This window comes from Pseudomonas sp. GW822-FHT04H02, from assembly GCF_058800645.1.
The window spans coordinates 698,772-716,554 of record NZ_JBXAMM010000003.1; the positions used below are offsets into that span (position 1 = coordinate 698,772).

The following is a 17,783-nucleotide window of genomic DNA, read 5'->3' on the forward strand; positions in this document are numbered from 1 at the left end:
TGCATATCTGGCGGGCCCTGCGCCGACGCTGGAGTTTGCCTACTCTTGAAGGACAGCCTGCCCGTACCGGCCCCGACCATGACCGACTTCCTCCTCGCCCTTGTCAGCACTGCCCTGATCAACAACTTCGTGTTGCAGTGGCCGCTGGGCGTCGACCCGCTGCTGCAGGCCCCAGCCGATGGCGCTCGGCTTCGGATCCATGCGCTGGGCCTGGCAACGACGGTCTTGATGCTGGTCAGTTGCGTACTCGGCCATGTTCTCTATCGTGGTGTGCTGGTGCCCTCGGGGCTGCAGTCCTTGCAGCTGTTTGCCTGGCTGTCCCTGAGTGTGCTGCTGATCAGGCCGGCGCTACACTGGCTGCCCCGGGCCCTGCCCGGTTTGCCATTCGATGGCCTCTGGCCCTTGTTGCTGGCCAATGCCGGGATGCTCGGCCTGCTGTTGATCGCCAGCGGGGAAAACCTTGGGCTGGCGACCCTCGGCGCCATGAGCCTGGGTGCCGGGCTGGGCTTCTGGTTGGTACTGAGCCTGTTCAATGACCTGCGCCAGCGTATTTCCACCAACGATATTCCCCTGCCCTGGCAAGGCCTGCCGATCGACCTGATCAGCGCCGGCCTGCTGGCAGTGGCGTTTTTCGGCTTCAACGGACTGCCCAAGACATGAGTCTGATTCAACGCATCGACGCCCTTCTGCCCCAGACCCAATGCGGCAAGTGCGGCCACGCCGGATGCAAACCCTACGCCCAGGGCATCGCCAGTGGCGAGGCCATCAACAAGTGTCCGCCAGGGGGCCAGGAAACCATCGCCGGCCTGGCACAACTGCTCCAGCTGCCGGTGGTAGAACTGGACCACAGCCGTGGCGAAGCCCCGGCGCAGATCGCCCATATCCGCGAGGCCGAATGCATCGGCTGCACCAAGTGCATCCAGGCCTGCCCGGTGGACGCCATCGTCGGCGCGGCGAAGCTCATGCACAGCGTATTGATCGACGAATGCACCGGCTGCGACCTCTGTGTGGCGCCCTGCCCGGTGGATTGCATCGACATGCTGCCGTTGCCCATGGCCCGAGTGCTGCCCATTGTCGGCGGCCTGACCAGCAGCGCCGAGCAGTTGCAGGCTCGCGCCGCCAAACGCGATCACGCCCGGCGCCGCTTCGAGCAGCGCAATGATCGCTTGCAGCGCGAAGAGGCCCGGCGCCTGGCCGAACGTCAGGCCAGGGCCCAGCGCACCACCCAGGCCAGCGACGCCAGCCAGGATCCGGTTCAGTCGGCTATCGAGCGGGTCCGCGCGCAGAAAGCCGCGGCGGCCGATGCCGCCTTGAAAAAGGCCAAGATCGAGCTGGCCATGAGTCGCGCCCAATTGCACAAATCCCTTAAGGCCTTCGGTCATCCGCCGACCTTCGAGCAGCAATCGCAGTTGGTCGTCCTGCAGCGCCAGTTCGAAGTGGCCGAGCAGGCACTGGCCCAACTGGAAACCCAGGCGCCTCCACCGACCGCGCCGGTGGCCCGCGATGCCGACCTCAAGCGAGCCAAGATCCAGTTGGCGATGCGCCGCGCCGAACTGAAAAAGGCCCAGGCCGCAGCAGCCCCCGAAGCCGAACTGCAAACCCTGGCCGCGGCCCTGGCGGTGGCCGAACAGGCGCTGCACGCCGCGGAAGACGCCAGTGGCAAACCGGCACCAGTACTGGAGCGGATCGAGAAACGCCCGATCGCCCCACAACTGCGACAACTGAAGACAGAACTGGCCTACGCCCGAGCCGAACTGAGCAAACTGCAACGCCAGACCGATACCAGCAGCGAACAACTGGCCCAGGCCCAAGCCCGCCTGAGCGAAGCCGAGCGCCAGGTAAACGCCCATGACGTGCCCTGAAACAGTCGATCCGCGCCTGCGCCAGGCCATGCAGCGCGTGCTGCTGGCCACGCTGCCGGGGCTGCTGGTACTGCTGTGGTTGTATGCCTGGGGGCCACTGCTGAATCTACTGCTGGCAGCCAGTGGGGCCCTGGCCATGGAAGCCTTGGTGCTGTTCCTGCGGCGGCGTCCGCTGCAACCTGCCCTCAGCGATGGCAGTGCGCTGGTCAGTGCCACCTTGCTGGCCCTGGCCCTGCCACCCTATTGCCCCTGGTGGCTGCCGCTGAGCGCTGCCGCCAGCGCCGTGCTCTTGGGCAAGCAGGTGTACGGCGGTGTCGGCCAGAACCCCTTCAACCCGGCCATGCTGGGTTATGCACTGGCCCTGCTGTGCTTCCCGCAATCCATGACTCACTGGCCCGCGCCCCATGCCCTGGACCTGCTCGGCGGGCTGCAACAGGTATTCGGCCTGGGAGGCAACCCGCCCCCGGACGCCTGGGCCCAGGCCACGGCGCTGGACAGCCTGCGGATCAACAAGAGCCTGACCGTCGATGAACTCTTTGCCGGCAACCCCGCCTTCGGTCACTTCGGCGGCCGTGGTACCGAATGGGTCAACCTCGGATTTCTGGCTGGCGGCCTGTTTCTGCTGCAACAGCGGGTCATCGGCTGGCAGGCGCCCTTGGGCATGCTTGGCAGCCTGCTGCTGATCAGCCTGCTGTGCTGGAACGGCAGCGGCTCCGACTCCCACGGTTCGCCGCTGTTCCACCTGCTCAGCGGCGCCAGCATGCTCGGTGCGTTCTTTATCGTCACCGAGCCGGTGTCCGGCCCCAAGGCCGCCAAGGCCCGCCTGCTGTTTGGCGTTGGCGTTGGCCTGCTCACCTACCTGATCCGCACCTGGGGTGGCTACCCCGACGGGCTCGCATTCGCCGTGCTGCTGATGAACCTGGCGGTACCGGCCCTGGAGCGCCTGAACTCCGAAAAACCGCTGGAGCGCCCCTCATGAAAGGGGCTCGCAGCCTGTTGCTGCTGATGCTGCTCGGCTCCCTGGGCATCGGTGCCACCCTGTGGCTGCAATATGCCGCCACTCCACGCATAGAAGCCGAACAACGGGCCTTGCAGGTACGCAAGCTGTTGGATGTGCTGCCCGCCGGCAGCTATGACAACCAGCCCCTGGACCAGCCATTGCCCTTGGCCGATGGGCAACTGAGCAACAGTCGCCTGCTCGATGGCTACCTGGCCACCCGCAATGGCCGGCCCAGCGCCGTGCTGCTGCGCAGCCAGGTCACAGGCTACGCCGGCCCCATCGAGTTGCTGATTGCTATCGACAGCCAGGGGCGCCTGCTGGGCAGCAAGACCCTCCGGCAGGATGAGACTCCGGGGCTGGGAGCACGTATCGCCAGCTGGCCCAATGCCTGGCTCCAGGGGTTTTCAGGAAAATCCCGCAATGATCCGGGCGACAGCGCCTGGGCCTTGAAAAAGGACAACGGGCAGTTCGATCAGATTGCCGGCGCCACCATCACTTCCCGTGCGGTGATCAGTGCCTTGCATGATGCCTTGCGCTACTTCGACGAACACCGCGGACAACTGCTCCCTGGAACGCCTCATGAATAAGCCGCTGTCATTGCCGGGGCTGCTGATGCTGCCACCCCTGATCGGGGCTACGGACTCCTGGGTCAAGGCAATCGGCCTGGCCCTGGCCTGGGTATTGCTGATCGGCCTCTACGGCGCCGGCATGCGCTTGTTGCGTCCGCCCATCGAGACCCGCCACCACTGGCTGGCCAGCCTGCTGCTCAGCGCCAGCCTCGGCAGTTGCCTGTGGCTGGCGCTGCAGGCCTGGAGTTATGAGCTGCACCAGCAATTGAGCCTGTACCTGGGCCTGCTGCCCCTGCAATGCGTGGTACTGGAACAGGCGGGCTTCTTCCAGCACCGCAACCGACTGCGCCTGGCCGGCGCTTTCTGTATGGCCCTGATCGGCCTGGGTGCCCTGCGCGAGTTGCTGGGCGCTGGTACGCTGGGCAGCCATCTGGGCTGGCTTGTCGGCCAGCCGGATGCAGGCAATGGCTGGGTCGTGCTGCCACATGGGGGGCTACGCCTGCTGACCCTCGCCCCCGGCGGTTTTATCCTGCTGGGTGCGCTGCTGGCCGCAAAACGAGCCTGGGCCGGCTCCTGGACCTTAAACCGACCGCCTTCGAGGAAATGAATCACCCATGAATGCCGCCAAACGCCTGGAAATCTTTCGCCGGCTACACGAAGACAACCCCGAACCGAAAACCGAGCTGGCCTATTCCTCGCCGTTCGAGCTGCTGATTGCGGTGATTCTCTCGGCGCAATCGACCGACGTCGGGGTCAACAAGGCGACTGCCAGGCTCTTCCCCGTAGCCAATACCCCAGCGGCAATCTACGCCCTGGGCGTCGAAGGCCTGTCCGAATACATCAAGACCATCGGCCTGTACAACAGCAAGGCCAAGAACGTCATCGAGACCTGTCGCCTGCTGGTGGAACGCCATAACAGCGAAGTGCCACAGACCCGGGAAGAGCTGGAGGCTCTGCCCGGAGTGGGCCGCAAGACCGCCAACGTGGTCCTCAACACCGCTTTCCGGCAACTGACCATGGCGGTGGACACCCATATCTTCCGGGTCAGCAACCGAACCGGGCTGGCCCCGGGAAAGAACGTGGTCGAGGTCGAAAAGAAACTCATGAAGTTCGTACCCAAGGAGTTTCTGCTGGACTCCCATCACTGGCTGATCCTCCACGGCCGCTACGTTTGCCTGGCACGCAAGCCACGCTGTGGCAGCTGTCGAATCGAAGACCTGTGCGAATACAAGCAAAAGACTTCCGACGATTGAGCAAGCATTGATTTTGCCGATAGATCGATTGAAAAAATCTTTTTTACCCGCCAGGAGAATATCGATATAAGGAGCGCCAATGGCAGTCCTAGCCTGGAGTCGACCTTATGAGTACTGGCAAAGAACAACTGGACGTAGAAGACGATTTCGTCGCAGCTGAAACAGATGACGCAGAACCGGTGGTCGAAGTGGCGAAAACCAATCTGAGCAAGCGCCGGACCATCGACAATCTCCTCGAGGAACGGCGCCTGCAAAAACAGTTGGCCGATTACGACTTTGACCTCTAGTCACAAAAGAACCTCCCCATGGAGGTTTTTTTGTACCTGTGCCCAGCCGCAAATCTGGCCGGTCAGCCTCCCCGACTGACCGGCTGCGTCGGCACTCAAGCGAGCCCATCCAGCAACACCGTCTCAATGCGCACGTGCTCTAAAGGCTCATATCAACCGATGCCGTTGAGCGAACTCGATCAGATCAACCAGTGAACGAGCATTGAGCTTGGCCAGCAACCGGCGCTTGTAGGTACTGATGGTCTTGTTGCTCAAGCACAACCCCTCGGCAATTTCCTTGTTACTCATGCCGTTGGTGAGTTGTTTCAATACGATCAATTCGCGCCCTGAAAGCAGCTCGATCATCTGCTGCTCACTGCTGATGCCCTGGCTTGAGCGAAAAGTATGCAAGGCCTCGTTGGGGAAGTAGCTGTATCCCGCAAGCACCGCACGCACGGCACTCAACAGCTCGGTGATGTCCTGCTGCTTGCACACATAACCGGCAGCACCGGCCTGCATGCAGCGCATGGAGAAAGGCCCAGGAACTTGCAGGGTCAATACCAGAATCTTGATCGACATACCTCTGGACATCAGCCGGTTTATAACTTCGAGCCCATCAAGTTGCGGAATTCCAATATCCAGAATCAAGATGTCTGGAACATATTCAAGAGCCAACTTCAATGCATCCGTGCCGTTATCTGCTTCCGCTACTACTTCAAGGCCATGGCGCTCCATCAACATGCGCACAGCCAAACGGACAACAGGGTGATCATCCACGATCAATACTCTTTTCATAGGTCCATCTCAGTCCTGAGAGTTTTTTTAGAGCCCGCACAATACCCCAGAGAATTGACTCTGACACCGTGCTACAGAGGGCTACGACCTCACGAGGACGATCCTTACAAACAATACCGAATTGCCTTACAAAACGACCTAGATAAAAGTGGTTCAATATCCAAACCGCCTAGGATCAATCGTCAAATCAGCTACTTTTCGTACTAATAAAACTCCAACCTACAAGCACTCTCGGTAGCGGTACTTGGTACTTCGCCCATCAAGAAGTGGCTCACCTTGCCCAACAGACATTTGCTGATCTGAATTAGGCCTCGACGCTCACTGCAATTAGCCAGGGCAAAAAAAAGCCCCGCTTATCGCGGGGCTTTCTTCAACCACTCAAAGCATCAGACCAGGGTCCGACCCTTGTTCGCGGCAATGCGCATGCGCAGGGCGTTGAGCTTGATGAAGCCAGCTGCGTCCGCCTGGTTGTAGGCACCGCCGTCCTCTTCGAAGGTAGCGATGTTGGCGTCGAACAGCGACTCGTCAGACTTGCGACCGGTCACGATCACGTTGCCCTTGTACAGCTTCAGGCGTACCACGCCATTCACGTGGGCCTGGGAGGCGTCGATCATCTGTTGCAGCATCAGACGCTCAGGGCTCCACCAGTAGCCGGTGTAGATCAGGCTGGCGTACTTGGGCATCAGTTCGTCTTTGAGGTGAGCCACTTCGCGGTCCAGGGTGATGGACTCGATGGCGCGGTGGGCACGCAGCATGATGGTGCCGCCAGGTGTCTCGTAGCAGCCGCGGGACTTCATGCCCACGTAACGGTTCTCGACGATGTCCAGACGACCGATACCGTGTTCGCCACCGATGCGGTTCAGGGTCGCCAGCACGGTGGCCGGTGTCATCTCGACGCCGTCCAGTGCCACGATATCGCCGTTGCGGTAGGTCAGTTCCAGGTATTGCGGGGTATCTGGGGCCTTCTCCGGGGAGACAGTCCAGCGCCACATGTCTTCTTCGTGCTCGGTCCAGGTGTCTTCCAGCACGCCACCTTCATAGGAGATGTGCAGCAGGTTGGCATCCATCGAGTACGGGGATTTCTTCTTGCCGTGACGCTCGATCGGGATCCCGTGCTTCTCGGCGTAGTCCATCAGCTTCTCGCGGGACAGCAGGTCCCACTCGCGCCAAGGGGCAATCACCTTCACACCCGGCTTGAGGGCGTAGGCGCCCAGTTCGAAACGCACCTGATCGTTGCCCTTGCCGGTGGCGCCATGGGAAATGGCGTCGGCGCCGGTTTCGTTGGCGATTTCGATCAGGCGCTTGGCGATCAACGGACGAGCGATGGAAGTACCCAGCAGGTACTCGCCTTCGTAGACGGTGTTGGCGCGGAACATCGGGAAGACGAAATCACGCACGAACTCTTCGCGCAGATCGTCGATGTAGATCTCTTTGACGCCCATGGCTTGCGCCTTGGCGCGGGCCGGCTCGACCTCTTCGCCTTGGCCCAGGTCAGCAGTGAAAGTCACTACTTCACAGTTGTAAGTATCCTGCAGCCACTTGAGGATCACCGAAGTGTCCAGGCCGCCCGAATACGCCAGAACGACCTTGTTAACGTCCGCCATGCCATCACTCCACGGGGTTGTACGGAAAGCCGCCAAGTCTACCGATCCACGCGGATAATTTACAGAGGCGCGACAGCTTATGACGACCAAGCGACAGATTATGTCGAGCGAGCGACGACGACAGCCGTATCAGGAAGTCGCCGCTGCGCTGGATCCGGAAGCCGCCTGAGGCGCTGGGGCCGGCTTTTCGGCAGGAGCGACCCGCTCCAGATGCACATTGACCCGCCGGTTCTTCGCCCGGTTGGCCGCATTGGTGTTGGGGGCCAGGGGATAGCGCTCGCCATGGAAGCGCACCACGATCTGGTTTTCCGCCAGGCCATTGGCCTTGAAGAACTCCATGACCGCCAGCGCACGACGGCGCGACAGGTCACGGTTGGTCAGGCGGTTGCCACTGTTATCAGAGTGCCCGTCCAATTCGACATGATTGACCGTGGGGTCGGCCTTGATGAAGTCCACCATCACTTGCAGCTTGGCCTTGGCCCGGGCGTCCAGGTCGATGCCACCCCCGGGGAAACCGATCTCGGCCTGCTTGACCTGTTCATAGTTCATCGGCAACAGCTTGGCCATGCAGCTTTGATAGTCGCCGTAGGCCTTGCTGAACTTCACCGGCAACAGGCGTACCTCGGACACTCCGCCTTCGCGGGAGAAGTGCCGGACCACCGGGCTGCGCCCCTCCAGCAAACCGACGATCAGACGTCCGGCCTGCATCTGGTTGCTGTTGAACAGCACCCCATCGGTACCGGCCTTGACCGCCCCAAGGTTGATGTCGCCACGCCCCGGCTGCCAGGGGGCGGCGGCCGCAAGCAGGGTCGCGGAACCACCGGCCTGCATGGGGTTGAAACTCTTGAGGCGGAAAATCGCCTGCTCGCCGGCGCGACGAACGAATTCGCCGGAACCGAAATCGGTAACCGGTTGGATCAGGCGGCACTCGAACTTGTCACCTTCGACCGTCCACTCAATGCTCTCCAGGCGAGTCTGGAAAGTGAGAGCCATCGCAGGCAGGCTGGCAAACACACTGAGCAAGGCTAGATAACGCTGGCGCACGGGAGGCTCCACTGACGTGTACAACAGAAAAATCGACAGGCGTTAATACGCCATACCTTCGGGATATCGGTTGCTCGTCGCAAAACTTGATAGCGAGTGCCTGGAAGAGTCTTTTCCGGTAGCATTCCCCCGAGTTTTACCCGCCTGGAACCTCCAATGTCCGACCGCCTGACCCTGCTGCGTCCCGACGACTGGCATATTCATCTTCGCGATGGGGCCGTGTTGCCCAATACAGTCGCAGATGTCGCGCGCACCTTTGGCCGCGCCATCATCATGCCCAACCTGGTACCTCCGGTGCGCAACGCCGCGGAAGCCGACGCCTATCGCCAGCGCATTCTAGCTGCGCGCCCGGCCGGCAGCCGCTTCGAGCCACTGATGGTGCTCTACCTGACCGACCGTACCCAGCCGGAGGAAATCCGCGCGGCCAAGGCCTGCGGTTTCGTCCACGCCGCCAAGCTGTACCCGGCCGGCGCGACCACCAACTCGGATTCGGGCGTGACCAGCATCGACAAGATTTTCCCGGTGCTTGAAGCCATGGCCGAAGTCGGCCTGCCGCTGTTGATCCACGGCGAGGTAACCCGCGGCGACGTCGATGTCTTCGACCGCGAGAAAATCTTCATCGACGAGCACATGCGGCGTGTGGTTGAACGCTTCCCCAGCCTGAAAGTGGTGTTCGAACACATCACCACCGCTGAAGCCGTGCAGTTCGTCAAGGAGGCTTCGGCTAACGTCGGCGCCACCATCACTGCGCATCACCTGCTGTACAACCGCAACCACATGCTGGTGGGCGGTATTCGTCCGCACTTCTATTGCCTGCCGATCCTCAAGCGCAACACCCACCAGGAAGCCCTGCTGGATGCGGCCACCAGCGGCAACGCGAAGTTCTTCCTCGGCACCGACTCGGCACCTCACGCCCAGCACGCCAAGGAAGCCGCTTGCGGTTGCGCCGGCTGCTACAGCGCCTACGCCGCCATCGAGCTGTACGCCGAAGCGTTCGAACAACGCAATGCCCTGGATCAGCTGGAAGCTTTCGCCAGCCTCAACGGCCCGCGCTTCTACGGCTTGCCGGCCAACACCGACAGCATCACCCTGGTCCGTGAAGAATGGACCGCTCCTGCCAGCCTGCCGTTTGGCGAGCTGACTGTCATTCCGCTGCGCGCCGGTGAAAAACTGCGCTGGCGCCTGCTGGAGGATCACTCGTGAGTGACGACCATTTCGACGACGAACAAGAAGGTAGCAGCGGCGGTCCTCGCCATCCGATGGCGGCACGCTTTCGCGGTTACCTGCCGGTAGTCGTCGATGTTGAAACCGGTGGCTTCAACTCGGCCACCGACGCCCTGCTGGAAATTGCCGCAACCACCATCGGCATGGACGAAAAAGGCTTCGTGTTCCCCGAACACACCTACTTCTTCCGGGTCGAGCCTTTCGAAGGCGCGAACATCGAAGCTGCAGCCCTGGAATTCACCGGGATCAAGCTTGATCATCCCCTGCGCATGGCTGTGAGCGAAGAAACCGCCCTCACCGATATTTTCCGCGGGGTGCGCAAGGCGCTGAAGGCCAATGGCTGCAAGCGCGCCATCCTGGTAGGCCACAACAGCAGCTTCGACCTGGGCTTCCTGAATGCCGCCGTGGCGCGCCTGGACATGAAGCGCAATCCGTTCCACCCGTTTTCCAGCTTCGATACCGCCACTCTGGCTGGCCTGGCATACGGCCAGACCGTGCTGGCCAAGGCCTGTCAGAGCGCAGACATCGACTTCGACGGTCGCGAGGCCCACTCGGCTCGCTACGACACAGAGAAGACCGCCGAGCTGTTCTGCGGCATCGTCAACCGCTGGAAACAGATGGGCGGCTGGCAGGATTTCGACGACTGAATAGTCGCTTTCCTTTGCCCCATAAAAAAACCGGCCCTAAGGCCGGTTTTTTTATGCGTGACGCCAAGCCTTACAGCTTGCCGGCGTTCTCGCTCAGGTAAGCAGCAACGCCTTCTGGCGAAGCGGTCATGCCCTTGTCGCCTTTCTTCCAGTTGGCAGGGCAGACTTCGCCGTGCTCTTCGTGGAACTGCAGAGCGTCGACCAGACGGATCAGCTCTTCCATGTTGCGGCCCAGTGGCAGGTCGTTGACGATCTGCGAGCGGACAACGCCTTTGTCGTCGATCAGGAACGCGCCACGGAAAGCCACGCCGCCTTCGGACTCAACGTCGTAGGCCTTGGCGATTTCGTGCTTCATGTCAGCAGCCATGATGTATTGAACCTGACCGATGCCGCCGGCATTGATCGGGGTGTTACGCCAGGCGTTGTGAGTGAAGTGCGAGTCGATGGACACAGCGATCACTTCAACGTTGCGTGCCTTGAAGTCGGCCATGCGGTGGTCCAGAGCGATCAGCTCGGACGGGCACACGAAGGTGAAGTCCAGTGGGTAGAAGAACACCAGGCCGTATTTGCCTTTGATGGCCGAGGACAGGGTGAAGCTGTCGACGATTTCGCCATTGCCGAGAACGGCCGGAACGGTGAAGTCAGGGGCTTGTTTGCCTACGAGTACGCTCATTGGATATCTCCTGGTGTGGACGTAGTAATGAAGAAGAAGGGTTGGCCCCGAGCCTGCCATGCTGATGCGACAGCCCCGTGACGTGCGCCCTCTTCGCAAGGACCGACCATCATACACGGCGTTTTTAAGCTGTCCTTAGTGGTTTTTCCTCTGGCCGGCCTCCAACGCGAAAAATGCGAATGATCTGTCATTAATGCCAAGAAAAGCCGTTCGTCACTCAAGCAAGAATCAGCAACAAAGGGCGTCGAAACCACTTTGACAATCATTCTCGTTAACATTAAGATCCATCGCAATTGAGCCCTAACCAGCGACGGTTCTCATCTTATGTATGTCTGCCTCTGCACCGGTGTCACCGACGGACAAATTCGCGAAGCGATCTACGAAGGTTGCTGCAGCTACCGCGAAGTACGCCAGGCCACCGGCGTTGCCAGCCAGTGCGGCAAATGTGCCTGCCTGGCCAAGCAAGTGGTTCGCGAAACCCTGACCGAATTGCAGAGCAGCCAAGCGGCAATCCCCTACCCTGTGGAATTTAATGTCGCCTGATTTAATCAATAATTAGCGGCGTTACAAACAACCGGACCTGGCGTCCGGTTTTTTTATGCCTGTAATTCAATCGCTTAGAGACAAAACGCGGAACACAAACATTCTTATTCCGATTAATTTTCATATATTATTCAATAACTTAGGTTTGACAGTAATGTTCATGCAGCTCAGACTCTGCCCATGTTCCACTAAATACAGGGCAGGACCCCATCATGAAAGGCGACATTACAGTCATCCAGCATCTCAATAAAATCCTTGCCAATGAACTGGTCGCGATCAATCAGTACTTCCTGCATGCGCGCATGTATGAAGATTGGGGCCTGAACAAGCTGGGCAAGCACGAGTACCACGAGTCCATCGACGAGATGAAGCATGCGGACAAGCTGATCAAGCGCATCCTCTTCCTCGAAGGCCTGCCCAACGTCCAGGACCTGGGCAAGTTGCATATCGGTGAGCACACCAAGGAAATGCTCGAATGCGACCTGCGTATCGAGCGCACCGGCCATGCCGACCTCAAGGCCGCGATCGCCCATTGCGAATCGGTTGGTGACTTCGGCAGCCGTGAACTGCTGGAAGATATTCTGGAATCCGAAGAAGAGCATATCGACTGGCTGGAAACCCAATTGGGCCTGATCGATAAAGTGGGTATCGAGAACTATCTGCAATCGCAAATGGGTGACGAGTAACTCAACTCGTAATACCCGAAGAATAAAAAAGCCCCGCTTCTCTTATGAGAGCGGGGCTTTTTTTATTACGCGGATATGTTCGCGTAACAAACCGAAGCAGAGTGCTTGCCGCAAGTTTCCGAGAATCACACGAGTAGCATGTCGATTCCCGGAAACCCTCGCGAGCAGGCGCGCTTTTACGCTTCGGTCTTGGCAGCGGCTTTTTCGGCAGCGGCCTTGATCAGGCTCTGCAATTCACCGTTGGCGAACATTTCAGCCATGATGTCGCTGCCGCCGACCAGCTCACCGGCCACCCACAGTTGTGGGAAGGTTGGCCAATTGGCGTACTTGGGCAGGTTGGCGCGAATTTCCGGGTTCTGCAGGATGTCCACGTAAGCGAACTTCTCACCACAGCCCATTACGGCCTGAGCGGCTTTGGCAGAGAAGCCGCACTGCGGGGCATTCGGCGAGCCTTTCATGTAAAGCAGAATGGTGTTGTTGGCAATCTGCTCTTTAATAGTTTCGATGATATCCATGGAACACCTCGGCTGAACTTTCCGACTCTGTTGTCGGCACGGTGGCGCATTGTAACGGAATCCTGAGCACCCTGCTCGGCCTCTCCGACAGACATCTCAGGCCGCCTGCACCCTGACCGGCACCCCGTTCAACGCCGCATTTCCCGACAGCACATCGAGCTGGCGCTCGTCGGTCAGGTCATTGGCGCTGCAACCCGGCTGCTCCGTGGCTATGTTCATCTGCACGCCCGGACGCCCATGCCCCCAGCCATGGGGCAGGCTCACAACCCCCGGCATCATCTCGGCGCTGGCCAGCACTTCGACTTCCACCGCGCCGACCCGTGAACTGATGCGTACCCGTTGACCGTCCTGCAAACCCCGGTGAGCCAGATCCTGCGGATGCATCAGCAGTTGGTGACGAGGCTTGCCCTTCACCAGGCGGTGATAGTTGTGCATCCAGGAGTTGTTACTGCGCACATGCCTGCGGCCGATCAACAACAGTTCCCCCTCCTGCGGCGCCTTCAGGGCAGCAAAGCGCTCCAGGTCGGCCATGATCGCCGGCGGCGCAGCCTGGACCCGCCGGTTTTCGGTTTTCAGGCGCTCGGCCAGATTCGGCTGCAGCGGCCCCAGATCGATGCCATGGGGATGCTCGGCCAGCGTCGCCAATGACAGCTTGAACGGCGAGGCGTCGCCATAAGGCCCGGCACGCAGCCCCATATCAATCATTTGCGCCGGAGCGATAGTCGGCTTGAGCGAGCTTTCGGTGCGCTCGGCAAAGGCCTTGGCCAGGCCGACGAAGATCTCCCAGTCGTGCAGTGCACCTTCGGGCTTGGGCAGGATCGCCCGGTTGAAACGGCTGACGTTGCGCACCGCGAACAGATTGAACGTGGTGTCGTAGTGATCATTTTCCAGGGCCGAGGTGGACGGCAGGATCAAGTCGGCATAGCGGGTGGTTTCGTTGATGTACAGGTCGATGCTGAGCATGAACTCCAAGCCATCCAGCGCCTGCTCCAGCTGCCGGCCATTGGGCGTGGACAGCACGGGGTTGCCCGCCACCGTGATCAGCGCCCGTACCTGCCCCTCCCCTTCGGTGAGCATCTCTTCTGCCAGGGCCGACACCGGCAACTCGCCGCCGTATTCCGGAAGCCCGGAAACCCGGCTCTGCCAGGCATTGAAGTGGCCGCCCGAAGTCGCCGCTACCAGATCCACCGCGGGGCTGGTACACAAGGCGCCACCCACGCGGTCGAGGTTACCGGTGACCAGGTTGAGCAATTGCAGCAACCAATGGCACAGCGTGCCGAAGGCCTGGGTCGAGACGCCCATGCGCCCGTAGCAGACCGCTTTGTCGGCCGAGGCGAAATCCCTGGCCAGTTGGCGGATCTGCGGCGCCGCAATGGCGCACAGGGGGCTCATGGCCTCCGCCGTGAACCGGGATATGGCCTGGCGCACCTCGGCCAGCCCATCCACCTGCAAGTGACTGTCGCGGGTCGGCCCCTCTTCGAAGATGCTGTTGAGCAGGCCAAACAGCAGCGCGACATCGCCCCCTGGGCGGACAAACAGATGCTGGTCGGCCATGGCCGCGGTTTCGCTGCGCCGCGGATCGACCACCACTACCTTGCCGCCACGGGCCTGGATCGCTTTCAGGCGCTTTTCCACATCCGGAACGGTCATGATGCTGCCGTTGGACGCCAGGGGATTGCCGCCAAGAATCAACATGAAATCGGTGTGATCGATATCCGGAATCGGCAACAGCAAGCCGTGGCCATACATCAGGTAGCTGGTCAGGTGCTGAGGCAATTGGTCGACCGAGGTAGCCGAGAAGCGATTGCGCGTCTTGAGCTGGCCGAGAAAGTAGTTGCTGTGGGTCATCAGCCCATAGTTGTGCACGCTGGGATTGCCCTGGTAGGTCGCCACCGCGTTGTTGCCATGACGCTGCTGAATACTCGCCAGCCGCTCGGCCACCAGGGCAAAGGCCTCGTCCCATTCGATCGGTTGCCACTCATTGCCAACCCGGCGCACCGGCTGGCGCAGGCGGTCCGGGTCATTCTGGATATCTTGCAAGGCCACGGCCTTGGGGCAGATATGACCGCGGCTGAAACTGTCCTGAAGATCGCCCTTGATCGAGCTGATGCGCGGAGCACTGCCGTCTTCTTCAGTGATTTCCAGGGTCAGGCCACAGATGGCCTCACACAGGTGGCAGGCACGGTGATGGAGAGTCTTGGTCATGGCCAGTCTCTATTGTCTGAGAGCGCAGCGTATTCGCTTGCCGGAAGCAAAAACTATGGGCGCTCCCCTGACAGGACACCAGTGACGTTCGTCCCATGAATTCACGGCCATCAGCCCCGGCCATGATCGGCGCCTTCAGTTGGAGGGCAACCGTGGCGGCCCATCCGCTGAGACGTGGGTGGTTGCATCCACGGCCTCCCGCTCTCCATAGCCACCCGAGAGTTGTGCGAGCAATCGCCAATGCTCGTCCAGGCCTGCACTGAGGCTCATCATCCGGTCGATCATCTTGCGCGCGGCCGCTCGGGTCACCGGATCTTCACTGCGCAGCAGCTCGAAGGAAAACGCCGTCACCGAAGCTGTCATGTCGGTGAGTGCCCGGGCCGTGAGCCCCAAGAGCGTCATCAGTTGTTGCTCCCTGGATTCCATCGTTCACCCGTCCCTGCCACTGATTCGCCTTTATAACCTCAGCACTTTGCATTAGGAAATGTTTCAGGCTGCCAGCCCGCGGATTATCCGGGACGCAGCCCCCGCCCTCCAGGTCAGAAAACGACTGCATGGGCATCACCCGCGCCGCGCTCGATTGCCAAGGCGCGCCGGGGCAGTGTACAAATGCCCGGCTGCTGTCTGGAAACTGGTCTCAAAAGTGCCAGCGCATTCGCGTCCTGGCCTCTCATGCCCATAATCGCCGTAGCACTACTATTGGTAAGACGCGACATTTAATTATAAGATCGCGCCTTCCCCTATTTCGTCGCCCCGTGCGGCTTTCGCCGCAGGTCCAGCCCGTTGTTCGACTAAACAAGGCTTTGAGAATCTGCGGTCCGTTGCAAAAAGGTAGTTAATGATGAGCGCAAGGCACTTTCTCTCCCTGATGGATTGCACGCCCGAAGAGCTGGTCAGTGTGATTCGTCGAGGCATCGAGCTGAAGGACCTGCGTAACCGCGGCGTACTCTTCGAGCCCTTGAAAAATCGTGTGCTTGGCATGATTTTCGAGAAGTCGTCGACCCGAACCCGACTGTCCTTCGAAGCCGGCATGATCCAACTGGGCGGCCAGGCCATCTTCCTTTCGCCACGGGACACTCAACTGGGGCGCGGCGAGCCCATCGGCGACTGCGCCATCGTCATGTCGCGCATGCTCGATGCCGTGATGATCCGCACCTTTGCCCACAGCACCCTGACCGAGTTTGCGGCCAACTCCCGCGTACCGGTGATCAACGGCCTGTCCGATGACCTGCACCCCTGCCAACTGCTGGCTGACATGCAGACGTTCCTCGAGCATCGCGGCTCGATCCAGGGCAAGACCGTGGCCTGGATCGGCGACGGCAACAACATGTGCAACAGCTATATAGAAGCGGCCATCCAGTTCGACTTCCAACTGCGCATCGCTTGCCCCGAAGGGTACGAGCCCAACGCGGATTTCGTAGCCCAGGCCGGCGACCGCGTGACCATCGTCCGTGATCCTCGCGAAGCCGTGCGTGGTGCCCACCTGGTGAGCACCGATGTCTGGACCTCCATGGGCCAGGAAGAGGAGACCGCCAAGCGCCTGCAACTGTTCGCTCCCTTCCAGGTCAACCGCGCACTGCTGGACCTGGCCGCCGAGGATGTTCTGTTCATGCATTGCCTGCCCGCCCACCGCGGTGAAGAAATCAGCCTCGACCTGCTGGACGACCCGCGTTCGGTGGCCTGGGACCAGGCGGAAAACCGCCTCCACGCACAAAAGGCCCTGCTCGAATTCCTCGTCGAGCCGGCGTACCACCACGCATGAGCCAGCCCTTGCTACTGAACCTGCGCAACCTCGCTTGCGGCTACCAGGACCAACGCGTGGTGCAGAACCTCAACCTGCACCTCAATGCCGGGGATATCGGCTGCCTGCTGGGCTCATCCGGCTGCGGCAAGACCACCACCCTGCGCGCCATCGCCGGGTTCGAGCCGGTGCATGAGGGGGAAATCCAGCTGGCGGGCGAGACCATCTCCAGCGCCGGTTTCACCCTGGCGCCGGAGAAACGCCGGATCGGCATGGTGTTCCAGGACTACGCCCTGTTCCCGCACCTGAGCGTGGCCGACAACATTGCCTTCGGCATTCGCAAACACCCGCAGAAAGAGCGGGTGGTGGCCGAACTGCTGGAGCTGGTGAACCTGAAGAGCCTCGGCCAGCGCTTCCCCCACGAACTGTCCGGTGGCCAGCAACAACGGGTGGCCCTGGCTCGTGCCCTGGCTCCCGAACCACAACTGCTGCTGCTCGACGAGCCCTTCTCCAACCTCGACGGCGAACTGCGACGCAAGCTCAGCCACGAGGTGCGTGACATCCTCAAGGCCCGTGGCACCAGTGCGATCCTGGTTACTCACGACCAGGAGGAAGCCTTTGCCGTGAGCGATCAGGTAGGGGTGTTCAAGGAAGGCCGCCTGGAACAGTGGGACACACCGTACAACCTCTACCACGAACCCCAGACGCCCTTCGTCGCCAGCTTCATCGGTCAGGGCTACTTCATTCGCGGCCAGTTGAGCAGCCCGGAATCGGTACAGACCGAACTCGGCTTGCTGCAGGGCAACCGCGCCTACACCTGGCCAACCGGCGGTGCGGTGGATGTGCTGTTGCGTCCGGACGACATCGTCCACGCCCCCGACAGCGCCTTGAAAGCCCGCGTCGTGGGCAAGACGTTCCTCGGCGCCTCGACCCTGTATCGCCTGCAGCTGCCCACCGGCAGCCAGCTGGAATCGATCTTTCCGAGCCACGCCGATCATCAGGTCGGCGCCGATGTGGGTATCCGGGTCGCGGCGGAACACCTGGTGCTGTTCCAGGCCTCGGGCAGTACCGCAGCGCAGATCCCGCAAAGCGACTCAGGGGTGCGCCGCTACAGCAGCGCGCATTGAGCCGTCTTCGCTGGCAAGCCAGCTCCTAC

20 protein-coding genes are annotated in these 17,783 nt (G+C 60.9%); 13 read left to right on the top strand and 7 right to left on the bottom strand.

Annotation, left to right across the window (positions count from 1 at the left end):
• Nucleotides 1-78 precede the first annotated feature (78 nt).
• From AC1RMG_RS15605 to AC1RMG_RS15635, 7 genes are all read left to right on the top strand, one after another.
• A complete protein-coding gene (locus tag AC1RMG_RS15605; protein WP_493169709.1) occupies nt 79-660 on the top strand; it encodes an Rnf-Nqr domain containing protein in 582 nt (193 codons plus the stop codon).
• A complete protein-coding gene (locus tag AC1RMG_RS15610; RefSeq protein ID WP_493169580.1) occupies nt 657-1,862 on the top strand; it encodes an RnfABCDGE type electron transport complex subunit B in 1,206 nt (401 codons plus the stop codon). The genes AC1RMG_RS15605 and AC1RMG_RS15610 overlap by 4 nt, the downstream gene beginning before the upstream one ends.
• The gene (locus tag AC1RMG_RS15615; RefSeq protein ID WP_401334896.1) at nt 1,849-2,841 is read left to right on the top strand and encodes an RnfABCDGE type electron transport complex subunit D; all 993 of its coding nucleotides are present in this window, start codon (nt 1,849-1,851) and stop codon (nt 2,839-2,841) included. Before AC1RMG_RS15610 ends, AC1RMG_RS15615 begins: the two co-directional genes overlap by 14 nt.
• Nucleotides 2,838-3,449 (top strand): RnfABCDGE type electron transport complex subunit G, encoded by a 612-nt coding sequence (locus tag AC1RMG_RS15620; protein WP_262211905.1) that lies wholly within the window; start codon nt 2,838-2,840, stop codon nt 3,447-3,449. The genes AC1RMG_RS15615 and AC1RMG_RS15620 overlap by 4 nt, the downstream gene beginning before the upstream one ends.
• Complete coding sequence (locus AC1RMG_RS15625; protein ID WP_103289367.1) at nt 3,442-4,038, top strand: Rnf-Nqr domain containing protein; 597 nt, start codon at nt 3,442-3,444, stop codon at nt 4,036-4,038. The genes AC1RMG_RS15620 and AC1RMG_RS15625 overlap by 8 nt, the downstream gene beginning before the upstream one ends.
• A 7-nt stretch (nt 4,039-4,045) precedes the next feature.
• The gene (gene nth / locus AC1RMG_RS15630) at nt 4,046-4,684 is read left to right on the top strand and encodes an endonuclease III (protein WP_015636814.1); all 639 of its coding nucleotides are present in this window, start codon (nt 4,046-4,048) and stop codon (nt 4,682-4,684) included.
• A 107-nt stretch (nt 4,685-4,791) separates the two neighbouring features.
• Nucleotides 4,792-4,971: a PA3496 family putative envelope integrity protein gene (locus tag AC1RMG_RS15635; protein WP_011063105.1), complete on the top strand. Its 180-nt coding sequence runs from the start codon at nt 4,792-4,794 to the stop codon at nt 4,969-4,971.
• 147 nt (nt 4,972-5,118) lie between these two features.
• Here AC1RMG_RS15635 and AC1RMG_RS15640 read toward each other — a convergent pair whose 3' ends face one another.
• From AC1RMG_RS15640 to AC1RMG_RS15650, 3 genes are all read right to left on the bottom strand, one after another.
• Complete coding sequence (locus tag AC1RMG_RS15640) at nt 5,119-5,745, bottom strand: response regulator transcription factor (protein WP_011063106.1); 627 nt, start codon at nt 5,743-5,745, stop codon at nt 5,119-5,121.
• 386 nt (nt 5,746-6,131) lie between these two features.
• Nucleotides 6,132-7,349, bottom strand: coding sequence for an argininosuccinate synthase (locus tag AC1RMG_RS15645; protein WP_011063107.1), 1,218 nt, complete (start codon nt 7,347-7,349; stop codon nt 6,132-6,134).
• 129 nt (nt 7,350-7,478) lie between these two features.
• Complete coding sequence (locus AC1RMG_RS15650; RefSeq protein WP_011063108.1) at nt 7,479-8,393, bottom strand: flagellar protein MotY; 915 nt, start codon at nt 8,391-8,393, stop codon at nt 7,479-7,481.
• A 156-nt stretch (nt 8,394-8,549) separates the two neighbouring features.
• On the opposite strand from AC1RMG_RS15650, the gene pyrC reads away from it, so the two are divergent.
• Nucleotides 8,550-9,596 carry a dihydroorotase gene (pyrC, locus tag AC1RMG_RS15655; RefSeq protein WP_011063109.1) on the top strand — a complete coding sequence of 349 codons (1,047 nt, stop codon included), beginning with the start codon at nt 8,550-8,552 and terminating at the stop codon, nt 9,594-9,596.
• Nucleotides 9,593-10,264: a ribonuclease T gene (rnt, locus tag AC1RMG_RS15660; protein ID WP_011063110.1), complete on the top strand. Its 672-nt coding sequence runs from the start codon at nt 9,593-9,595 to the stop codon at nt 10,262-10,264. The genes pyrC and rnt overlap by 4 nt, the downstream gene beginning before the upstream one ends.
• Nucleotides 10,265-10,334: 70 nt before the next feature.
• Here rnt and AC1RMG_RS15665 read toward each other — a convergent pair whose 3' ends face one another.
• Nucleotides 10,335-10,937, bottom strand: a complete 603-nt coding sequence (locus tag AC1RMG_RS15665) for a peroxiredoxin (RefSeq protein ID WP_011063111.1) — start codon at nt 10,935-10,937, stop codon at nt 10,335-10,337.
• A 324-nt stretch (nt 10,938-11,261) separates the two neighbouring features.
• On the opposite strand from AC1RMG_RS15665, the gene AC1RMG_RS15670 reads away from it, so the two are divergent.
• Both AC1RMG_RS15670 and bfr read left to right on the top strand, forming a co-directional pair.
• On the top strand, nt 11,262-11,480 hold the full coding sequence (locus AC1RMG_RS15670; protein ID WP_011063112.1) for a bacterioferritin-associated ferredoxin: 219 nt from the start codon (nt 11,262-11,264) through the stop codon (nt 11,478-11,480).
• Between the two features lie 212 nt (nt 11,481-11,692).
• The gene (gene bfr, locus AC1RMG_RS15675) at nt 11,693-12,166 is read left to right on the top strand and encodes a bacterioferritin (RefSeq protein ID WP_011063113.1); all 474 of its coding nucleotides are present in this window, start codon (nt 11,693-11,695) and stop codon (nt 12,164-12,166) included.
• Between the two features lie 176 nt (nt 12,167-12,342).
• Here the strand turns inward: bfr and grxD are convergent, their stop codons facing one another.
• From grxD to plzR, 3 genes are all read right to left on the bottom strand, one after another.
• On the bottom strand, nt 12,343-12,681 hold the full coding sequence (grxD, locus tag AC1RMG_RS15680) for a Grx4 family monothiol glutaredoxin (protein WP_011063114.1): 339 nt from the start codon (nt 12,679-12,681) through the stop codon (nt 12,343-12,345).
• A gap of 96 nt (nt 12,682-12,777) precedes the next feature.
• Nucleotides 12,778-14,886 carry a molybdopterin oxidoreductase family protein gene (locus AC1RMG_RS15685; RefSeq protein WP_493169583.1) on the bottom strand — a complete coding sequence of 703 codons (2,109 nt, stop codon included), beginning with the start codon at nt 14,884-14,886 and terminating at the stop codon, nt 12,778-12,780.
• A gap of 135 nt (nt 14,887-15,021) precedes the next feature.
• Nucleotides 15,022-15,312, bottom strand: coding sequence for a PlzR type 4 pili assembly inhibitor (plzR, locus tag AC1RMG_RS15690; RefSeq protein WP_015636818.1), 291 nt, complete (start codon nt 15,310-15,312; stop codon nt 15,022-15,024).
• A 415-nt stretch (nt 15,313-15,727) separates the two neighbouring features.
• On the opposite strand from plzR, the gene argF reads away from it, so the two are divergent.
• Both argF and AC1RMG_RS15700 read left to right on the top strand, forming a co-directional pair.
• Entirely contained in the window at nt 15,728-16,648 is a 921-nt protein-coding gene (argF, locus tag AC1RMG_RS15695) for an ornithine carbamoyltransferase (protein WP_019096003.1), read from the top strand.
• Complete coding sequence (locus tag AC1RMG_RS15700; RefSeq protein WP_011063118.1) at nt 16,645-17,754, top strand: ABC transporter ATP-binding protein; 1,110 nt, start codon at nt 16,645-16,647, stop codon at nt 17,752-17,754. Before argF ends, AC1RMG_RS15700 begins: the two co-directional genes overlap by 4 nt.
• Nucleotides 17,755-17,783 lie beyond the last annotated feature (29 nt).